Here is a 15944-nt window from a genome sequence, read left to right on the forward strand (position 1 = left end):
TTCAACGCCCGCTGGAGCTCGGCATCGACATCGTGGTGCATTCGACCACCAAATATCTCAACGGCCATTCCGATATGGTCGGCGGCGTCGCCGTGGTCGGCGACAACAAGGATCTCTCCGCCCAGCTGAAATTCCTGCAGAACGCCATCGGTGCCATCTCGGGCCCGTTCGACAGCTTTCTGGCGCTGCGCGGGCTGAAGACGCTGGCGCTGCGCATGGAGCGTCATTCCGCCAACGGGCTGAAGATCGCGCAGTGGCTGGAAGCGCGCCGCGACGTGCGCCGCGTCATCTATCCCGGCCTCGCCAGCCACCCGCAGCACGCCGTCGCCGTCCAGCAGATGCACGCCTTCGGCGGCATGATCACAGCCGTGCTCGACCGCGACCTAGCCGGCACCAAAAAGTTCCTCGAACGCACGCAGCTGTTCACGCTGGCCGAAAGCCTCGGCGGCGTGGAGAGCCTGATCGAGCATCCGGCACTGATGACGCATGGCTCCATTCCGGCCGAGAAACGGGCCGAGATCGGTATATCGGATTCGCTGGTAAGATTGTCGGCGGGGATCGAGGATGGAGATGATCTGATCGCGGATTTGGAGCAGGCGCTGGGGGGATAGACCCTCAAATCGCCAAAATCGGCGCCGCCCCTCATTGCCCTGCCGGGCATTTCTCCCCGTATAGCGACGGGGAGAAAGACGCTAGCCGCGGCCGCCGGTGATTGGCGTAAGCGCCGATAACAGCGTCCCTCGCCCCGTTTACGGGGAGAGGATGCCGGCAGGCAGGTGAGGGGCGGCGCTGACGTTCCGGGTTCAAGCATCAGGCCAATTGACGCCGCACTCCATCTGCCCGAAGTCTAGCGCCCATGGCCACACACGCCCCACCCAAACCCACCGACACCCCTCTCACCTTCGCGGTGCTGGTCTTCCCCGGCTTTCCGATGATGGCGTTCAGCTCGGTCATTGAGCCGCTGCGTGCCGCCAATGTCCTGGCGAAAAGAGAATGCTATCGCTGGATCATCGTCGGCGGCACAAAAGGCCCGGTCGAGGCCTCGAACGGCGTCGTCATCCAGCCGGGTTTTTACGCCGAGGACGCGCCGAAGGTCGACCGCATCGTCGTCTGCTCGGGCGGCGATGCCGACCACCTCGTCGCCGAGGACGCGGCAAGCTGGATCCGCAAGAGCCTGCGCAATGGCGCCCATATCGGCGCGGTGGCGGACGCGGCTTTCTTCCTGGCGCGGGCCGGCCTGCTCGACGGCCATGCCTGCACCTTGCACTGGACCAGCCAGGCCGCCTTCACCGAAGCTTTTCCCAACATCGAGCTCAGGCGCGACCTCTACGTCATCGACCGCAAGCGCTTCACCTCGGCCGGCGGCGTCGGCAGCCTCGACATGATGCTGGAGATCATCACCCGCGACTACGGCGCCGAGCTTGCCGCAGGTGTCGCCGAATGGTTCGTGCACAGCCAGCTGCGTTCCAGCATCGACCGCAAGATGATGCCGCTGCGGCTGCGCACCGGCGTCCGCAACGAACTGGTGCTGTCGGCCATCGCCATCATGGAGGACGCGGTGGAAGAGCGGCTCGGCATGGCCGAGCTGACCGCAAAGCTCGGCGTCTCCTCCGACAAGCTCGAACGCAGCTTCCGCTCCGAACTCGCTATCTCGCCCAACGGCTACTACCGCCGGCTGCGGCTGAAACGCGCCGCCGACCTCCTGGCACACTCGACGCTCGCCGTGCGCGACGTGGCGCTGGCGTGTGGGTTTGCATCGATGTCGAGTTTTGCGCGGGCGTTTCGCGAGGAGCATGGGCATCCGCCGAGATTGGCGAGACGGCATTAGGGCGCTTGCTGACGGGTGAGACGTTGGCGGGACAGCGCCCCCCTCTGTCCTGCCGGACATCTCCCCCTCAAGGGGGGAGCTCGGACTGCATCTCTGCTTTCGCTAATCTCAGATGTTGAAGAAAAGAACGGCGGCATCGAAACTGCCAATCTCCCCCCTTGAGGGGGAGATGCCCGGCAGGGCAGAGGGGGGCGCGAAGGATCGCGACGTAACCGATTAGCCAGCGGCATCCCGCACAACACCTGCGGTTTCCCGCACAATACCCACGCCCCGCCTGCGCCATGCTCCGACCTCGCAACCCAGCCAAGGCCGTACCCCCATGAGCATCGTCGTTTTCGACCCCGACAGCACTGAGGACGTGGACTTCAAGGACCGCATGCGCCACCCGGCCGCGGCCGATCCGGCCGGCGGCATGTGGCTGTCGGACACCGAGCCGTCCTTCATCGATGCCGATGCGCTGCGCAAGGGCCGGCTGGCCAAGCTGCGCGGCTGGATGCGCGAGGCCGGCTATGGCGGCGTCGTGTTGTTCGATCCCTACAACCAGCGCTACGCCACCGGTTCGCGCAACATGTTCGGCTATTTCCTGCGCAACTCGACCCGCTATTTCTTCATCCCGACCGAAGGGCCGATCGTGCTGTTCGAATATCCGCAGAGCTATCATGTCTCGATGGTGCTCGACACGATCGACGAGGCGCGTCCTTCCAAGCTGGTCTGGTCGTCGGTCTCCGGCCGCGACGACGAGACCGCCGGGCCCTTCGCCGACGAGATCGCCGAGCTTCTGAAGCAGCATGGCGGCGGCTCGATGAAGCTCGGCCTCGACCGCTGCAGCCATCTGCAGGCGCTGGCGCTCGAAAAGCGCGGCTGCGAGGTTCGCGATTGCCAGGGCGAGATCCTGGCGGTGCGCGCGGTCAAGACGCCCGAGGAAGTCAAATGCCTGCAGGTGTCGATGGCCGGCGCCGAGGCCGCCGTCTATGCGGTACGCGAGGCGATCAAGCCCGGCGTCTCCGAAAACGACCTGTTCGCCATCATGTATGGCGAGGTCATCCGCCAGGGCGGCGAGTTCATCGAGACGCGGCTGCTGACATCGGGCCAGCGTACCAATCCGTGGTTCAACGAGGCCAGCGGCCGCAAGATCCGGCCCGGCGAACTCTTGGCGCTCGATACCGACACGATCGGCTGCTACGGCTATTATTCGGATTTCTCGCGCACCTTCCGCTGCGGGCCGGGCAAGCCGACGCCCTACCAGAAGTCGCTCTACCGCATGGCGCACGACCAGGTTCAGCACAACATTTCGATCGTCAAACCCGGCATGGCGTTCCGCGAGATTGCCGAGAAGGCGTGGAAAATCCCGGACCGTTTCGTCGACCAGCGCTACACCTCGGTAATGCACGGCGTCGGCATGCATGGCGAAACGCCGTTCATCGCGCATGCCATGGATTACGAGACCTATGGCCGTGACGGCCATATCGTGCCAGGCATGGTGGTGAGCGTGGAAAGCTATATCGGCGAGAAAGGCGGCCGCGAGGGCGTCAAGCTGGAGGACGAGATCCTGATCACCGAGACGGGCACGGAGCTGCTTTCGCGCTTTCCCTATGAGGACGAGTTTCTGGAGACGCAGGTTTGAGGGCGGTTTCGTACACCGGCGCCGGATCGCGAGCCTTCGCTGCTGTCGCAGCCTTCCATCGCTTCGTCATCCTAGGGCGGAGCAAGGAGCGCAGCGACGCGGCGCAGACCCCTGGAGCTGCTTTGCAGCCCAAGGGATCCATGCCGCGACCTCTATGCACCGCAACGGTACAAGTTCTGCACCGCTGCACCATTCGATCAACATCACGGCATGGATCCTCGGGTCTCCGCGACGGAGCTTCGCTCCTGCTCCGCCCGTGGATGCCGAAGGTGGGGAGGCGCCGGCCAATCACCGCTGCTTGCGCCAGCTCGCTAAACAGAGCGGTGTCGCCCGCCCACAACCAAGGCGCATCGGCATGAAAACCCCCATCTCCATCAAGCCCGGCACGGTGGCCGCGATCTTCATCGACCTGCAGGAAGAGCACCGGCAGGACCCCCGCTATCTGGTCGAGGGCTTCAGCAGCATCCTCGCCAATGTCCAGCGCCTGCAGGCGGCGGCGCGGCAAAACCATGTGCCGCTCTACCACTGGGCCTACATCGTCGATCTCGACAAGCAGGACCGGCCGTTTCATCCGGTCGGTGAAGACGGCAAGTCGGCTTTCTCCGACAAGAGCGATCCGCTGACCGAGATCTGCCGTGAGGTGGCACCGATCAACGGCGAGGCGCTGCTGGTCAAGGCCGAGGCCAGCGCCTTCCGCACCGGCCCGGCGGCCCGCGACATCAAGTCTTCAGGCATCGAATGGCTGGTCATATCGGGCGTCTGGACCGAGGCCTGCATCGACGCTTCCGTCAAGGATGCGGTGGCGAAGGGCTTCCGCGTGCTTTTGGTCAAGGATGCCTGCGGCAGCGGCAGCGCGGCCATGCACCAGACCGGCATCCTCAACCTCGCCAACCGGCTCTATGGCGGCGCCGTCACCGACACCGACGGCGCCTGCCGGCTGCTGGCGGGCGAGACCGTCACCGCCTGGCAGGTCGAGGGCTCGGTGCCGCTGCGCTTCAGCTTCGACAACGCGGCCGCGCTCTACGCCGATCTATGAGCCGCGGCCCCTACGAAACACGGCTCGACCCGGCCCTGTGGGCCTATATCGACGCGGTCAACGCCTGGTATCCGCCCGAAATCATCGGCCTGCCGATCGACAAGCAGCGCGCCGTCTATGACAGGATGAGCCGGGCCTTCCACCAGGGCCGCCCAGCAGGCGTCAAGGCCAGCGACGGCCTGATCGCCGCCGGCCGCGACATCCCGGTCCGCCGTTACCAGCTTGCCGGTAGTGCCGCGAAGGCGATGGTGATCTACTACCACGGCGGCGGCTTCATCCTCGGCGGGCTGGAAAGCCATGACGACATCTGCGCCGAGCTCTGCGCCGGCACCGGTTTCGACGTGCTGTCGGTCGACTACCGCCTGGCGCCGGAACACGTCCACCCCGCCGCCTTCGACGATGCGGTGGCCGCCTTCGAATGGGCGGCAGCGACGTCAGACCTGCCGCTGGTCCTGTGTGGCGAAAGCGCTGGCGGCAATCTCGCCGCCGCCGTGGCGCAGGCGACGCGCCGCCATATCAGAGCTGCGGTCGGGCAAGTGCTGATCTATCCCGAACTCGGCGGCGACGAGACCGCCGGTTCCTATGTCGAACACGCCGAGGCGCCGCTGCTATCCGTGGCCGACATCGCCTTCTACCGCGACGTCCGCTCGGCCAGGCGGCAATCGCCCGACGACCCGACCTTCTCACCGCTGCGCGACACCGATTTCTCCGGCCTGCCGCCAACGGTGATCGTCACGGCGCAATGCGACCCGCTGTCGTCGGATGGCGAGACCTACCGCGACCGCATTGTGGCCGCCGGCGGCAAGGCCCGGTGGCACGAGGAACCGAGGCTGGTGCACAGCTTCCTGCGCGCCCGAACGACGGTGCCGGCCGCGGCGGAAGCGTTTGCGCGGATTGTCGGCGCGGTTGCTGCGCTGGGCCGAGGTGAGTGGCCGACGGTGGAACGCTAATCTCCCCCCTTGAAGGGGAGATGTCGCCGAAGGCGACAGAGGGGGTCGTCGCGCGTAGAGCGCTAGCATCATCTTTTTTAAAGTAGGAGGTCGCGTCCCGTCGTGCCGACCCCCTCTGGCCTGCCGGCCATCTCCCCCTCAAGGAGGGAGATTGGCGCCGCGCCGTTGGCGCATCTCCTCGCAGCGCGGCTGCAAAGCATAAGCGCACTGCCGACTCCCCCTGCGGAACCCCGCACAATCACTGCGGAAAACCGAACACTCCCTAGCGTCACCCCGCTCTATCATTCCCGCTCAGGCAACGGCGCCCCGGCGGTCGCGTCCGCCCCCGCGTCTGTCGATCGGCCGGGGCGATTTTTCTGTGCATGCCGTTGTCCCAAAACCGCTGGGCACTTTTGGGCGGCATGCATCAACAACAGGGGAACGACGATGAAATTCATGCTGACCGACCGCAAACTCCACCCGCAAGCCAAATCCGTCGCCGATGATTTCAGGACCGGCGGCATCAACCGCCGCGAATATCTGGTGCTGATGGCCGGCCTCGGTGTCAGTGCCGCCGGCGCGTTTGCGCTGGGCGGGCTCGCCCCCACCCCTGCCCGCGCGGCAGAACCGAAGAAGGGCGGCGTCCTGCGCGTCGCCATGAACGTCAAGGGCTTCAAGGACCCGCGCACCTTCGACGGCGTGGAGATGTCGAATGTCGCCCGCCACTGCAACGAATATCTGGTGCGCTGGAACACCGACTTCTCCTTCGAGCCCTGGCTGCTCGAAAGCTGGGAGGCGAGCGACGACGCCAGGACGCTGACCCTGCATGTGCGCAAGGGCATATCCTGGTCGAATGGCGATGCCTTCAACGCCGATGATGTCATTCACAACCTCACCCGCTGGTGCGATGCCTCGGTGCCGGGCAATTCGGTCGCCGCGCGCATGGGCGCGCTGGTCAATGCCGACACCAAGAAGGTCGTCGATGGCGGCATCGCCAAGGTCGACGACTTCACCATCAAGCTCAATCTGCCGAAGCCCGACATCTCGCTGATCGCCGGCATGGCCGACTATCCGGCGCTGATCATGCACCGCTCCTATGAGGGCGACGGCGATCCCCTGAAGGCGCTCGCCATCACCACCGGCCCCTGCGAGCTGGTCAGCTGGGATGCCGAGACGGGTGCGGAGGTGAAGCGCAGGGATAAGCCCTGGTGGAAGGGCGAATTCCATCTCGACGGCATCAAATGGGTCGACTACGGCTCCGACCCCAACGCCATGCTGTCGGCCTTCGAATCCGGCGAGATCGACACCGACCACGAAACCGCTTCCGACGCCGTCTCGCAGACCGAGACGATGGGGCTGATGAACTCCGAGATCGCCACCGGCTCCACCATCGTCGCCCGCTTCAATGTCGCCAACGCGCCCTATGACGACGTCAAAGTGCGCCGCGCCGCCCAACTCGCCGTCGACAATTCCGCCGTACTGGCGCTCGGCCTCGGCGGCCGCGGCAAGCCCGCCGACAACCACCATGTCGGCCCCATGCATCCCGAATATGCCGATATCGGCCCGGCCAAGCGTGACGTCGACCAGTCGAAGAAGCTGCTTGTCGAGGCCGGCAAGGCCGACCACGAATTCGAGCTCATCTCCGTCGATGTCGAATGGCAAAAGAGCACCGGCGACGCCATCGGCGCGCAGATGCGCGACGCCGGCCTGAAGATCAAGCGCACCGTGCTGCCCGCCGCCACTTTCTGGAACGACTGGAGCAAATACCCCTTCTCCTGCACCGAATGGCTCGGCCGCCCGCTCGGCGTCCAGGTGCTGGCGCTCGCCTACAAATCCGGCGCCGCCTGGAACGAGAGCGCCTACGCCAATCCCGAATTCGACACGCTGCTCGACAAGGCGCTGGCGACGCCGGACGCCAAGGCGCGCAAGGAGATCATGGCCAAGATCGAGCAGAATTTGCGCGATTCAGGCATCATCATCCAACCCTACTGGCGCTCGGTCTACCGGACGTACCGCAAAGGCGTCGAAGGCTGCGAACAGCACCAGGCGCTGGAACAGCATTTCGAGAAGGTGTGGATTGAGTCTTGAAGCGCCAACGTTCGCTTTACCTTCTCCCCTTGTGGGAGAAGGTGGATTGTCGCGAAGCGGCAAGACGGATGAGGGGTGTTCCAGCTTGGCGAGACGCCAACAGTAAACGAATCTGAACCAGAGCAGAACCTTCACCGCCTCACTCCGTCACGCACCCCTCATCCGTCTCGGCGCTGCGCACCGATCCACCTTCCCCCACAAGGGGGGGAAGGCAAGAAGCGTCGGCGCTCCTTCAAGTGCGGCGCTGGCCGGTGGATCGCTGCGATCATCTGCGGGTGGAAAATGGCCGGCGCGAATGCCGGTGAGGCAGTTGCCTGAGCCCGCGCCGGCCATTGGCGAACCTAGGTCCGCCGCCCGGAATTTCTACCGCCCCGCTGATGCCCGATCAACCAGGCCGGACGTTTGGTACGGAAGCGGACAAAAGCTCACCGCTCCGCCCTCAGCAGCGTCCAGATCCAGTCAACAAAGGTCAGCACCAGGAAAGGATAGCCGGCGGCGGGCAACGGCGCGGAGGTCGGCAGCAAGGGCGCGCGCCAGAGGATCATGCAAGCCGAGACGACAAACAGCACGGCGGCCACGAGCGCGGTGAGCCGCATCCACAGGGCAAATGTCCTGGGCATGCTGACCATGACCAGTGCTGCTGCCCACAGCGTGATGCCGCCGACATAGGAAGGCACGCTGGCCTCAAGCCCCGCCGCATTGCCCGCCATCAGCAGGGTCTCTCCGGCCAGGAAGGTCAGGAACCCGGCAGCGACGCAGTCATTGCCCAGCCGCTGGTATTTCATCGTCAGCAGCGCGGTGGCGACCACGAGCGCCGCGCCGTCGATCGTCCAGAGCGTTTCGCGCAGCGGAGCGCTGGCGACGAAGGTGCCGGCAAGGCCGAAGGCGCCGCCGATGGCGAGGCCGAGAGAGGCGATGGTGTCTGATGTGGTGCGCATGTGATGTGTCTCCCCAAGCTGGGTGTACGATACGCTTGGGCGCCGCACCATGAACAGCTCAAAGCCGACACGGCCGAGCGCCACCAACCTATCAGTACAAACACCTTCCTGCCCGGCGCGCTGATGGCCAGCCCCCTTCAGCTAAAGATCGCAGCACCGATGGACGGCCCCAGTGCCGGAAGAGTCTTCCGGCAGTACTGTTTTGAATCTCGGCGGGACAGACATGGCGGATGGAGTGAATCGGAAAGCGGGGACCGACCTCGATAAAATTCCAACCGCCGAGTTGTTCGAAACCGACTGGCAGCAGACGCTGGATCTCAAAAGAGATGCATGTGTGCGCGCCAGTAAATTCGCCTGCAGTTCAGACCAACTCCCGGGCGCGGTCCAGAATCTTGTCGATGTGATCGCTGTCAATCAACTCGAGCATCTCTTTCACGGAGCCTGTTTTAAGGGACTTGGTAAACTGCACTATCGAAATAGAAGGGCTCCCGGCATACGAGAGCAGGGCCATTTTAGTGAAGTTTTTCGAAAAAGCAGGATAAAGCGGTGCATCAAACTCCGCGTCCCACTCGCCATTCCGAATGGCTCGCTCTGTGAGAACAGCCATCAAGACGACTCCCAAGGCTCGTTGGACCTTGTGCTTCTTTCCCAAAGGGAAGCCAAAGGCAGGGAAACAAAATTCGATCATGAACCGCAGCGCATTAAAAAAAGCAGACGCATAGATCCTGCGATCATTGCCGAAATCTGCTGCATACAGAGTCGCGAAAATCTGCGCCGCGACGGCATCGGCAATCACATCGAGTTCGCCCAGCTTGTGAGGGCCAGCCGTCTGCTTCAACGTCTGGACATCGGCAAAATCCACCATCCTCTGTGCTACGTGTTGCATTTCGTGGAACAGGTAAATTGATACCGCAGTCTCGCAGAAATCTTCAATGTCAAGGTCACGAAAATCTCTGGATTCCCCAGCTTCCCAGATGAGATTCAGCCCAGCCAAGCTCAGCTCAAGAGTCGCAGTTTTTCGATCGAGGCGAAATGCTGCCTTGCCGAGATCGCTCGACACCATCACCTTTTTTATATCATTCAGTTTCGCGACAGCCGCCCTGGCATCAGAAGGGGCAAGCGTCAAAACGCTCAAATAATTCTCCTTGAACCGGGCGAACACTCGATCGACCGTAATCTGCCATTCCGCAACTGTTCTTGCCATGTCGGCTCCCCAAAAAGAGGAAATGAGGTCGATGGGTAACCCAAAAGTACCCCAACAACAAGTGCAGAGAGAAAAAAATTCCTGTTGCGGCGCACTAAAATTAGGGTTTAATAGCCTCGCTATCATCCATGAGTGATTTGGGGTACCCCCAGGCAAGGGAAACGACGCTTGGTACCTCATTCAAGGGAGGAACAAATGGGTACTTATTCTCAGGGAACGGAAATGACAAGGGGCTCCTTCACGCGCGCATGCCAGCTATCCCTTTTTAGGGGTTGTTTAATAGCGTGTTAACCCTAATTCCTGATCATGAACCAGCAAGTAAATCCGTTGGGATATGATTGAAGTCCCTTATTGGGACCCCCGAAGGGGTACTTCGGGGAACGTTGAGGAGTTCGCTATGACTTATCAGGAGACTGCAGCGCTCGGTCAAAGCGCAAGCGGTGCCGAAGGTGCGCGCGACGGAAGCGCCTCCCAGGAACTGCGGCAATGGACGATCAAGAATTTGGATGCATCTGTAGTTGACAAGGCTCGAGCAGCAGCCAAGCGAAAGGGAATGAAGATTAGTGCCTGGGTGGCCGCGACACTTGAAAATGCTGCCGACATGCAATCCGTCGAGAGCGACCCGTCAAGGAATTCTTTGGCGATTGATCTTGATGAGATTGTCTCAAAGATAGAGGAGATTCGCAGAGAGGATCGACTCTTAATTGAAAGAATTGAGAAGGATATCTCGCAGCTAGTGAAGGGGCAACACGGGATGCTTACAGAGATGCTATCTCGAAGTGGCAAAGGTAGGACTGAGAGCGATCACTCTTAGTTAGCTGGGAACCCACCCGGTCGATACGTTCGGCCAAAGGCCGAACCCGCTCAATCGCCCATCTTCAAGGCCTGGATAAACGCCTCCTGCGGGATATCGACCTTCCCAAACTGGCGCATCCGCTTCTTGCCTTCTTTCTGCTTGTCCAGCAGCTTGCGTTTGCGCGAGACGTCGCCGCCGTAGCATTTGGCGGTGACGTCCTTGCGCAGCGCCGAGATGGTTTCGCGGGCGATGACCTTGCCGCCGATGGCGGCCTGGATCGGGATCTTGAACAGATGGTTCGGGATCAGCTCCTTCAGCTTCTCGCACATCTGCCGGCCGCGCTTTTCCGCCGCCGTGCGGTGCACCAGCATGGAAAGCGCGTCCACCGGCTCTTCATTGACCAGGATCGACATCTTGACGAGGTCGCCCTCCTTGTAGTCGGTGAGGTGATAGTCGAACGAAGCGTAGCCCTTGGAGATCGACTTCAGCCGGTCGTAGAAATCGAAGACGACTTCGTTGAGCGGCAGATCGTAGATCAGCATGGCGCGCTTGCCGACATAGGACAGGTCGGCCTGGATGCCGCGCCGGTCCTGGCAGAGCTTCAATATGCCGCCGAGATAGTCGTCGGGGGTCAGGATCGTGGCGCGGATCCACGGCTCCTCGATCGCCGAGATCTTCACCACGTCGGGCATGTCGGCCGGGTTGTGCAGTTCCTTCATCGAGCCGTCGGTCAGAGCCAGCCGGTAGACGACGCTGGGTGCCGTGGCGATCAGGTCGAGGTTGAACTCGCGCTCCAGCCGCTCCTGGATGATTTCCAGATGTAAGAGGCCAAGGAAGCCGCAGCGATAGCCGAAGCCGAGTGCCGCGCTGGTTTCCATTTCAAAGGAGAAGCTGGCGTCGTTGAGGCGCAATTTGCCGACCGCGGCGCGCAGATCCTCGAAATCGGCGGCGTCGACCGGGAACAGGCCGCAGAACACCACCGGCTGCGCCGGCTTGAAGCCGGGCAGCGCCTTGGCCGTGGTTCGCTTGTCCTCGGTGATGGTGTCGCCGACGCGGGTGTCGGCCACTTCCTTGATCGAGCCGGTGAAGAAGCCGAATTCGCCGGGGCCGAGCTCGTCGACATTGATGCGGGCCGGCGTGAACACGCCGGTGCGCTCGACCAGATGCTTGGCGCCGGTGCCCATCATGCGGATGGTCTGGCCTTTTTTCAGCACGCCGTCGATGACGCGCACCAGCACGATGACGCCGAGATAGGCGTCGTACCAGCTGTCGACCAGCATCGCCTTCAAGGGCGCGGCCGCGTCGCCTTCGCGCGGCGGCGGCAATTGGTGGACGATGGCTTCCAGCACGTCGGGAATGCCCAGACCGGTCTTGGCCGAGATCAGCACGGCGTTGGAAGCGTCGATGCCGATCACCTCCTCGACCTGCTCGCGGATGCGCTCGGGCTCGGCGGCCGGCAGGTCGACCTTGTTCAGCACCACGACGATCTCGTGGTTGTTGTCGATCGCCTGGTAGACATTGGCCAGCGTCTGCGCCTCGACGCCCTGGGAGGCATCGACCACCAGCAGCGAACCCTCGCAGGCGGCCAGCGAACGCGACACTTCATAGGCGAAGTCGACGTGTCCGGGCGTGTCGATCAGGTTGAGGATATAGTCCTCGCCATTGTTGGCGCGGTACTTCAGCCGCACCGTCTGCGCCTTGATGGTGATGCCGCGCTCGCGCTCGATGTCCATCGAGTCCAGCACCTGCTCCTTCATGTCGCGCAGCTCCAGTCCGCCGGTCAGCTGGATCAGCCGGTCGGCAAGCGTGGATTTGCCATGGTCGATATGCGCGACGATGGAGAAATTGCGGATGTGGTCGAGGGGCGTGCTCATGGCGCGCGTTTAGCAGGGGTGGCTTGCCCGAGCAAGCGGCAGGCTGCCGCCGCACATGTAGCGCGGCCCGCTGCCCGGCAAGCCGTACGGCCGCTGCCGCGAAAGCAGAGCAGGCGGCTGCCGGGGCAAGCGGTGCGGGCGCTTGTCGCCTTTTCCTCCGGATTCCTCGAAAAATCGATAAATTTTAACCACACGCGTTAGAGCATAATTTGTGATCGGCATGTTAGCGGAGGGAAATATCTGATGTAAGGACGAAGGCATGCGGGGGCTTGCAGGCAGTTTTATCGAGTCGCGGAGCGGCTCGTTCGCACCGATACTTGTTCTCGCCATGATACCGCTGATCACCGCGGTCGGCTTTTCCGTCGACTACACCTCCGCGGTCCAGACCAGGTCGACCGAGCAGGCGGCACTCGACGCCGCGATCCTGTCGATCACCACGATGGACACGGCCTCGACGAAACCGCAGCGTCAGTTGGTGCTGCAGGATACCTACAAAGAAAACGGCGGACAGGGCACTGCGACGCTGAACAGCTTCGACGTCAGCGCCAACGGCACCGCCACCGCGCAGGCCACCGCGAGTTTCGCCATGAAGACCGTGTTCATGCAGATGGCCAGGATCCCTACGGTGGCGATCGGCGTCACGTCGGCGGTGAACAAGGCGCCAGCTTTGGTGGAGGCGACCTTCAAGGTCAGCGGGGTGTCGGGTTACTGGAACAAGACAATGACGCTCTACGGCACGATGTTCGGTGCGAAGGAGGGCAAGCCTCTGATGACGATCGATTACAAATACGGCGGGGGCACGGATCCCAAAGGGTACGGCACCACCACCGTCAGCAAGATCGACAGTCTGGGCGTCGCCACGGTGGCCCAAACGCAGGTTTGCAAGGTCGGCAAAAAGGCGCCTGACGGGGTGACGCTGAACACCGACCAGTTTGGCACGAAATATTACTGCGTCGACACGATGGCTGCCGGCAACACCGCCGGTGCCTCAATCGACGTCAGCCAGATGGCTGGCCTCTATCTGCAGATGAACGTCCCATCTGGCAATCCGCAAAACCTCTATTCGAACGATCCGGCCACGTCCAACCGGCTCTATAGCTCGACAAGCAAGGACATCCCCCCGGCCGAAATGGCGACCGGCCAGATCGTCGATATCTTTGGCCTCGTTCCTTGTGGATCGACAGCCTACCAGGCCTGGGAAGACGGCGGCAACAAGGTCCCGGCGCCCGTCAGCAACGCCGACTTCTTCTACAACGTCACCGGCAAGTGCGACTTCAACAAGCGGCCCAACAACACGCGGCTGACGCAGTAGAAGCTGCTCTTCTTGCCTTCTCCCCTTGCGGGAGAAGGAAGAACGCTAGCGATCACAAACCGGTGAGCGCTGTAACGAAGGCGCCGACAGCGGCGAAGTGGGGATATCAGCGGTGCATCCAGGCGCCGCCGCCCACGGAGCAAGCCGATGTCCCGCAAGTTCGTCACAGTGTCCAGCCTCTCGGCGCTTGCGCTGGCGGTGTCGCTCGGTGCGGCGGCCGCCCAGCCGCTCAGCGTGGTCGAGCTGTTCACCAGCCAGGGCTGCTCGTCCTGCCCGCCAGCCAACGCCAATCTGATCAGGGTCAAGGACCAGCCCAGCGTGCTGGCGCTGTCGTTCAACGTCACCTACTGGGACTATCTCGGCTGGAAGGACATTTTCGGAAAACAGGAATTCACCCGGCGCCAGGTCAATTACGAGCCGGCGCTCGGCCATGACGGGCCGTTCACGCCGCAAGTGGTGGTCAACGGCCATGCCGATGTCGTCGGCGCCGCACCTGGCGAGATCGAAAAGCTGATCTCGGTGAGCGGCCGGACGAGCGGCCCGGCATTGTCGCTCGATGGCGGCAAGATCAGCATCGGCGCCGGCGCCGCACCTGGCGGCCACGCCGATGTCTGGCTGGTGCGCTATGCCAAGGGCATCGTCGAGGTGCCGGTGTCGCGCGGCGAAAACACCGGCCGCACCTTGCCCCACGCCAATGTCGTGCATGCGCTCGAAAAACTCGGCGGCTGGACCGGCGCGGCCACGACGTATCCGCTGCCCCACGCATCCGGCGGCCTGAGCACGGCCGTGCTCGTGCAGTCGCCCGGTGGCGGACCGATCCTGGCGGCCGCGACCGACTAGATCGCGCTTCGACAAGAGATTGCGCAACGCCGCATGGAGCGGCGCCGCATAGCACGGCCGCCAAGAGGGCGCGCCATCACGACCAACCCAAGGAGATCATCATGACCATTTCCCGCCTGACGCTGCCGGCGCTCGCTCTCGCTCTGTGCTCGACGGCGCTGTTTGCCGGCGGCATCGCCCGCGCCGACGACGCGACCAACGCGATGAAGCCGGCTGCAAATGCCATGAAACCGGCCGCGGATGCGATGAAGCCTGCAAACGATGCAATGAAGCCGGCCGATCCGATGGAAACCAATTCCATGAAGCCGGCCGCCGACGCCATGAAGCCGGCGACGGATGCGATGAAACCGGCAACGGATGCGATGGCTCCGGCCAACTAGTTCTGCCGCGTCTCAGCCGTTCATTCACAAGGGCGGCCCTTGGCGCTGCCCCTCACCTGCCTACCGGCATCCTCTCCCCGTATAGTGACGGGGAGAGGGGCGCTCATCGACGGTTTCGCCAATCATCGGTGTTGCAGATAGAAACGCCAGCGTCGCGGCCAGTTGCTCTCTCCCCGTTTTGCGGGGAGAGATGTCCGGCAGGACAGTGAGGGGCAGCGCTGACGGTAAGATTCCGCATTCGGCGCACGCGAATGTGCGTCGCGCCGCACTATTTGATGCAATAGACTGATCCCTATGGAAGCCACGAGGAGTGCAACCATGACCAACATCAAGATTTCAAACCGTTCGCTCGGCTTTGTCAAAGGCGCCCTCGCCGCGCTTGCACTTGCCGCAGCGGGCGCCGCCTTCTGGCTGACGCCGGCGGTTTCGGCCGAGGACGCGGTGAAGATCCCGCCGCCGGCAATCGACGAGAAGGCGGCCGCCGGCACTGAAAAGGCAATCTTCGCCGGCGGCTGCTTCTGGGGCGTGCAGGGCGTCTTCCAGCACGTCAAGGGGGTCACCAGGGCTGTCTCCGGCTACTCCGGCGGCGACAAGGACACCGCCGTCTACGAGACGGTCGGCTCAGGCCGCACCGGGCATGCCGAATCCGTCGAGATCACCTACGATCCATCGAAGGTGACCTATGGCCAGCTGCTGCAGGTCTATTTCTCGGTCGCCCACAACCCGACCCAGCTGAATTTCCAGGGTCCGGACTCCGGCACGCAATACCGCTCGACGATCTTCGCCGAAAACGATGCACAGAAGAAGATCGCGCAAAGCTACATCGCCCAGCTCGACCAGGCCAAGGTGTTCCCGGAGCCGATCGTCACCACGCTGGAAACCGGCAAGACCTTCTATCCGGCCGAGAATTACCATCAGGATTTCCTGACGCTGAACCCGACCTATCCCTACATCGTCTACAACGACCTGCCCAAGGTGGCGAATTTGAAGGCGCTGTTCCCGGCGCTCTACAGCGACAAGCCGGTGCTGGTGCTGTCGGCGAGCAATTGAGCTGAGCGCTGTTAATCTCCCCCTTGAGGGGGAGATGGCCGCGAA

General features: G+C 63.0%; 14 protein-coding genes. 11 read left to right on the forward strand and 3 right to left on the reverse strand.

Annotation, left to right across the window (positions count from 1 at the left end; translation table 11 throughout):
• The 6 genes from EN984_RS03625 to EN984_RS03655 form a co-directional block, all read left to right on the forward strand.
• Positions 1-611 (forward strand): PLP-dependent aspartate aminotransferase family protein (locus EN984_RS03625; protein WP_206517397.1); only part of this gene is annotated, 611 nt, incomplete at its 5' end.
• Positions 612-856: 245 nt separating this feature from the next.
• Positions 857-1828 carry a GlxA family transcriptional regulator gene (locus tag EN984_RS03630; protein ID WP_127269721.1) on the forward strand — a complete coding sequence of 324 codons (972 nt, stop codon included), beginning with the start codon at positions 857-859 and terminating at the stop codon, positions 1826-1828.
• A gap of 319 nt (positions 1829-2147) precedes the next feature.
• Positions 2148-3452, forward strand: coding sequence for a Xaa-Pro peptidase family protein (locus EN984_RS03640; protein WP_127269723.1), 1305 nt, complete (start codon positions 2148-2150; stop codon positions 3450-3452).
• A gap of 355 nt (positions 3453-3807) precedes the next feature.
• Positions 3808-4488, forward strand: a complete 681-nt coding sequence (locus EN984_RS03645; protein ID WP_127269725.1) for an isochorismatase family protein — start codon at positions 3808-3810, stop codon at positions 4486-4488.
• The gene (locus EN984_RS03650) at positions 4485-5438 is read left to right on the forward strand and encodes an alpha/beta hydrolase (protein ID WP_127269727.1); all 954 of its coding nucleotides are present in this window, start codon (positions 4485-4487) and stop codon (positions 5436-5438) included. Before EN984_RS03645 ends, EN984_RS03650 begins: the two co-directional genes overlap by 4 nt.
• Before the next feature lie 426 nt (positions 5439-5864).
• Positions 5865-7505 (forward strand): ABC transporter substrate-binding protein, encoded by a 1641-nt coding sequence (locus EN984_RS03655; protein ID WP_127269729.1) that lies wholly within the window; start codon positions 5865-5867, stop codon positions 7503-7505.
• A 425-nt stretch (positions 7506-7930) separates the two neighbouring features.
• Here the strand turns inward: EN984_RS03655 and EN984_RS37570 are convergent, their stop codons facing one another.
• Entirely contained in the window at positions 7931-8443 is a 513-nt protein-coding gene (locus EN984_RS37570) for a hypothetical protein (RefSeq protein WP_164748708.1), read from the reverse strand.
• Positions 8444-8804: 361 nt separating this feature from the next.
• On the reverse strand, positions 8805-9647 hold the full coding sequence (locus EN984_RS03670) for a hypothetical protein (protein ID WP_127268674.1): 843 nt from the start codon (positions 9645-9647) through the stop codon (positions 8805-8807).
• 397 nt (positions 9648-10044) lie between these two features.
• Here EN984_RS03670 and EN984_RS03675 point away from each other — a divergent pair, with 397 nt between their 5' ends.
• Positions 10045-10461 carry a hypothetical protein gene (locus EN984_RS03675; RefSeq protein ID WP_127268673.1) on the forward strand — a complete coding sequence of 139 codons (417 nt, stop codon included), beginning with the start codon at positions 10045-10047 and terminating at the stop codon, positions 10459-10461.
• A gap of 50 nt (positions 10462-10511) precedes the next feature.
• On the opposite strand, the gene lepA is transcribed toward EN984_RS03675, so the two are convergent.
• The gene (lepA, locus tag EN984_RS03680; protein ID WP_127268672.1) at positions 10512-12317 is read right to left on the reverse strand and encodes a translation elongation factor 4; all 1806 of its coding nucleotides are present in this window, start codon (positions 12315-12317) and stop codon (positions 10512-10514) included.
• A 259-nt stretch (positions 12318-12576) separates the two neighbouring features.
• Here lepA and EN984_RS03685 point away from each other — a divergent pair, with 259 nt between their 5' ends.
• From EN984_RS03685 to msrA, 4 genes are all read left to right on the forward strand, one after another.
• Positions 12577-13629: a TadE/TadG family type IV pilus assembly protein gene (locus EN984_RS03685; protein WP_127268671.1), complete on the forward strand. Its 1053-nt coding sequence runs from the start codon at positions 12577-12579 to the stop codon at positions 13627-13629.
• A gap of 147 nt (positions 13630-13776) precedes the next feature.
• Positions 13777-14469 carry a DUF1223 domain-containing protein gene (locus EN984_RS03690; RefSeq protein ID WP_127269731.1) on the forward strand — a complete coding sequence of 231 codons (693 nt, stop codon included), beginning with the start codon at positions 13777-13779 and terminating at the stop codon, positions 14467-14469.
• Between the two features lie 101 nt (positions 14470-14570).
• Positions 14571-14849, forward strand: a complete 279-nt coding sequence (locus EN984_RS03695) for a hypothetical protein (protein WP_127269733.1) — start codon at positions 14571-14573, stop codon at positions 14847-14849.
• A 318-nt stretch (positions 14850-15167) separates the two neighbouring features.
• Entirely contained in the window at positions 15168-15899 is a 732-nt protein-coding gene (gene msrA, locus EN984_RS03700; protein WP_127268581.1) for a peptide-methionine (S)-S-oxide reductase MsrA, read from the forward strand.
• Positions 15900-15944 lie beyond the last annotated feature (45 nt).

The organism is Mesorhizobium sp. M7A.F.Ca.CA.004.12.1.1, from assembly GCF_003997835.1.
Lineage (GTDB): Bacteria > Pseudomonadota > Alphaproteobacteria > Rhizobiales > Rhizobiaceae > Mesorhizobium.

What these genes read in the sequence shown, in the direction of transcription:
- EN984_RS03630 (WP_127269721.1), top strand. Translation starts at nt 857, where the DNA reads ATGGCCACACACGCCCCACCCAAACCCACCGACACCCCTCTCACCTTC.
- EN984_RS03640 (WP_127269723.1), top strand. Translation starts at nt 2,148, where the DNA reads ATGAGCATCGTCGTTTTCGACCCCGACAGCACTGAGGACGTGGACTTC.
- EN984_RS03645 (WP_127269725.1), top strand. Translation starts at nt 3,808, where the DNA reads ATGAAAACCCCCATCTCCATCAAGCCCGGCACGGTGGCCGCGATCTTC.
- EN984_RS03650 (WP_127269727.1), top strand. Translation starts at nt 4,485, where the DNA reads ATGAGCCGCGGCCCCTACGAAACACGGCTCGACCCGGCCCTGTGGGCC.
- EN984_RS03655 (WP_127269729.1), top strand. Translation starts at nt 5,865, where the DNA reads ATGAAATTCATGCTGACCGACCGCAAACTCCACCCGCAAGCCAAATCC.
- EN984_RS37570 (WP_164748708.1), bottom strand. Translation starts at nt 8,443, where the DNA reads ATGCGCACCACATCAGACACCATCGCCTCTCTCGGCCTCGCCATCGGC.
- EN984_RS03670 (WP_127268674.1), bottom strand. Translation starts at nt 9,647, where the DNA reads ATGGCAAGAACAGTTGCGGAATGGCAGATTACGGTCGATCGAGTGTTC.
- EN984_RS03675 (WP_127268673.1), top strand. Translation starts at nt 10,045, where the DNA reads ATGACTTATCAGGAGACTGCAGCGCTCGGTCAAAGCGCAAGCGGTGCC.
- lepA (WP_127268672.1), bottom strand. Translation starts at nt 12,317, where the DNA reads ATGAGCACGCCCCTCGACCACATCCGCAATTTCTCCATCGTCGCGCAT.
- EN984_RS03685 (WP_127268671.1), top strand. Translation starts at nt 12,577, where the DNA reads ATGCGGGGGCTTGCAGGCAGTTTTATCGAGTCGCGGAGCGGCTCGTTC.
- EN984_RS03690 (WP_127269731.1), top strand. Translation starts at nt 13,777, where the DNA reads ATGTCCCGCAAGTTCGTCACAGTGTCCAGCCTCTCGGCGCTTGCGCTG.
- EN984_RS03695 (WP_127269733.1), top strand. Translation starts at nt 14,571, where the DNA reads ATGACCATTTCCCGCCTGACGCTGCCGGCGCTCGCTCTCGCTCTGTGC.
- msrA (WP_127268581.1), top strand. Translation starts at nt 15,168, where the DNA reads ATGACCAACATCAAGATTTCAAACCGTTCGCTCGGCTTTGTCAAAGGC.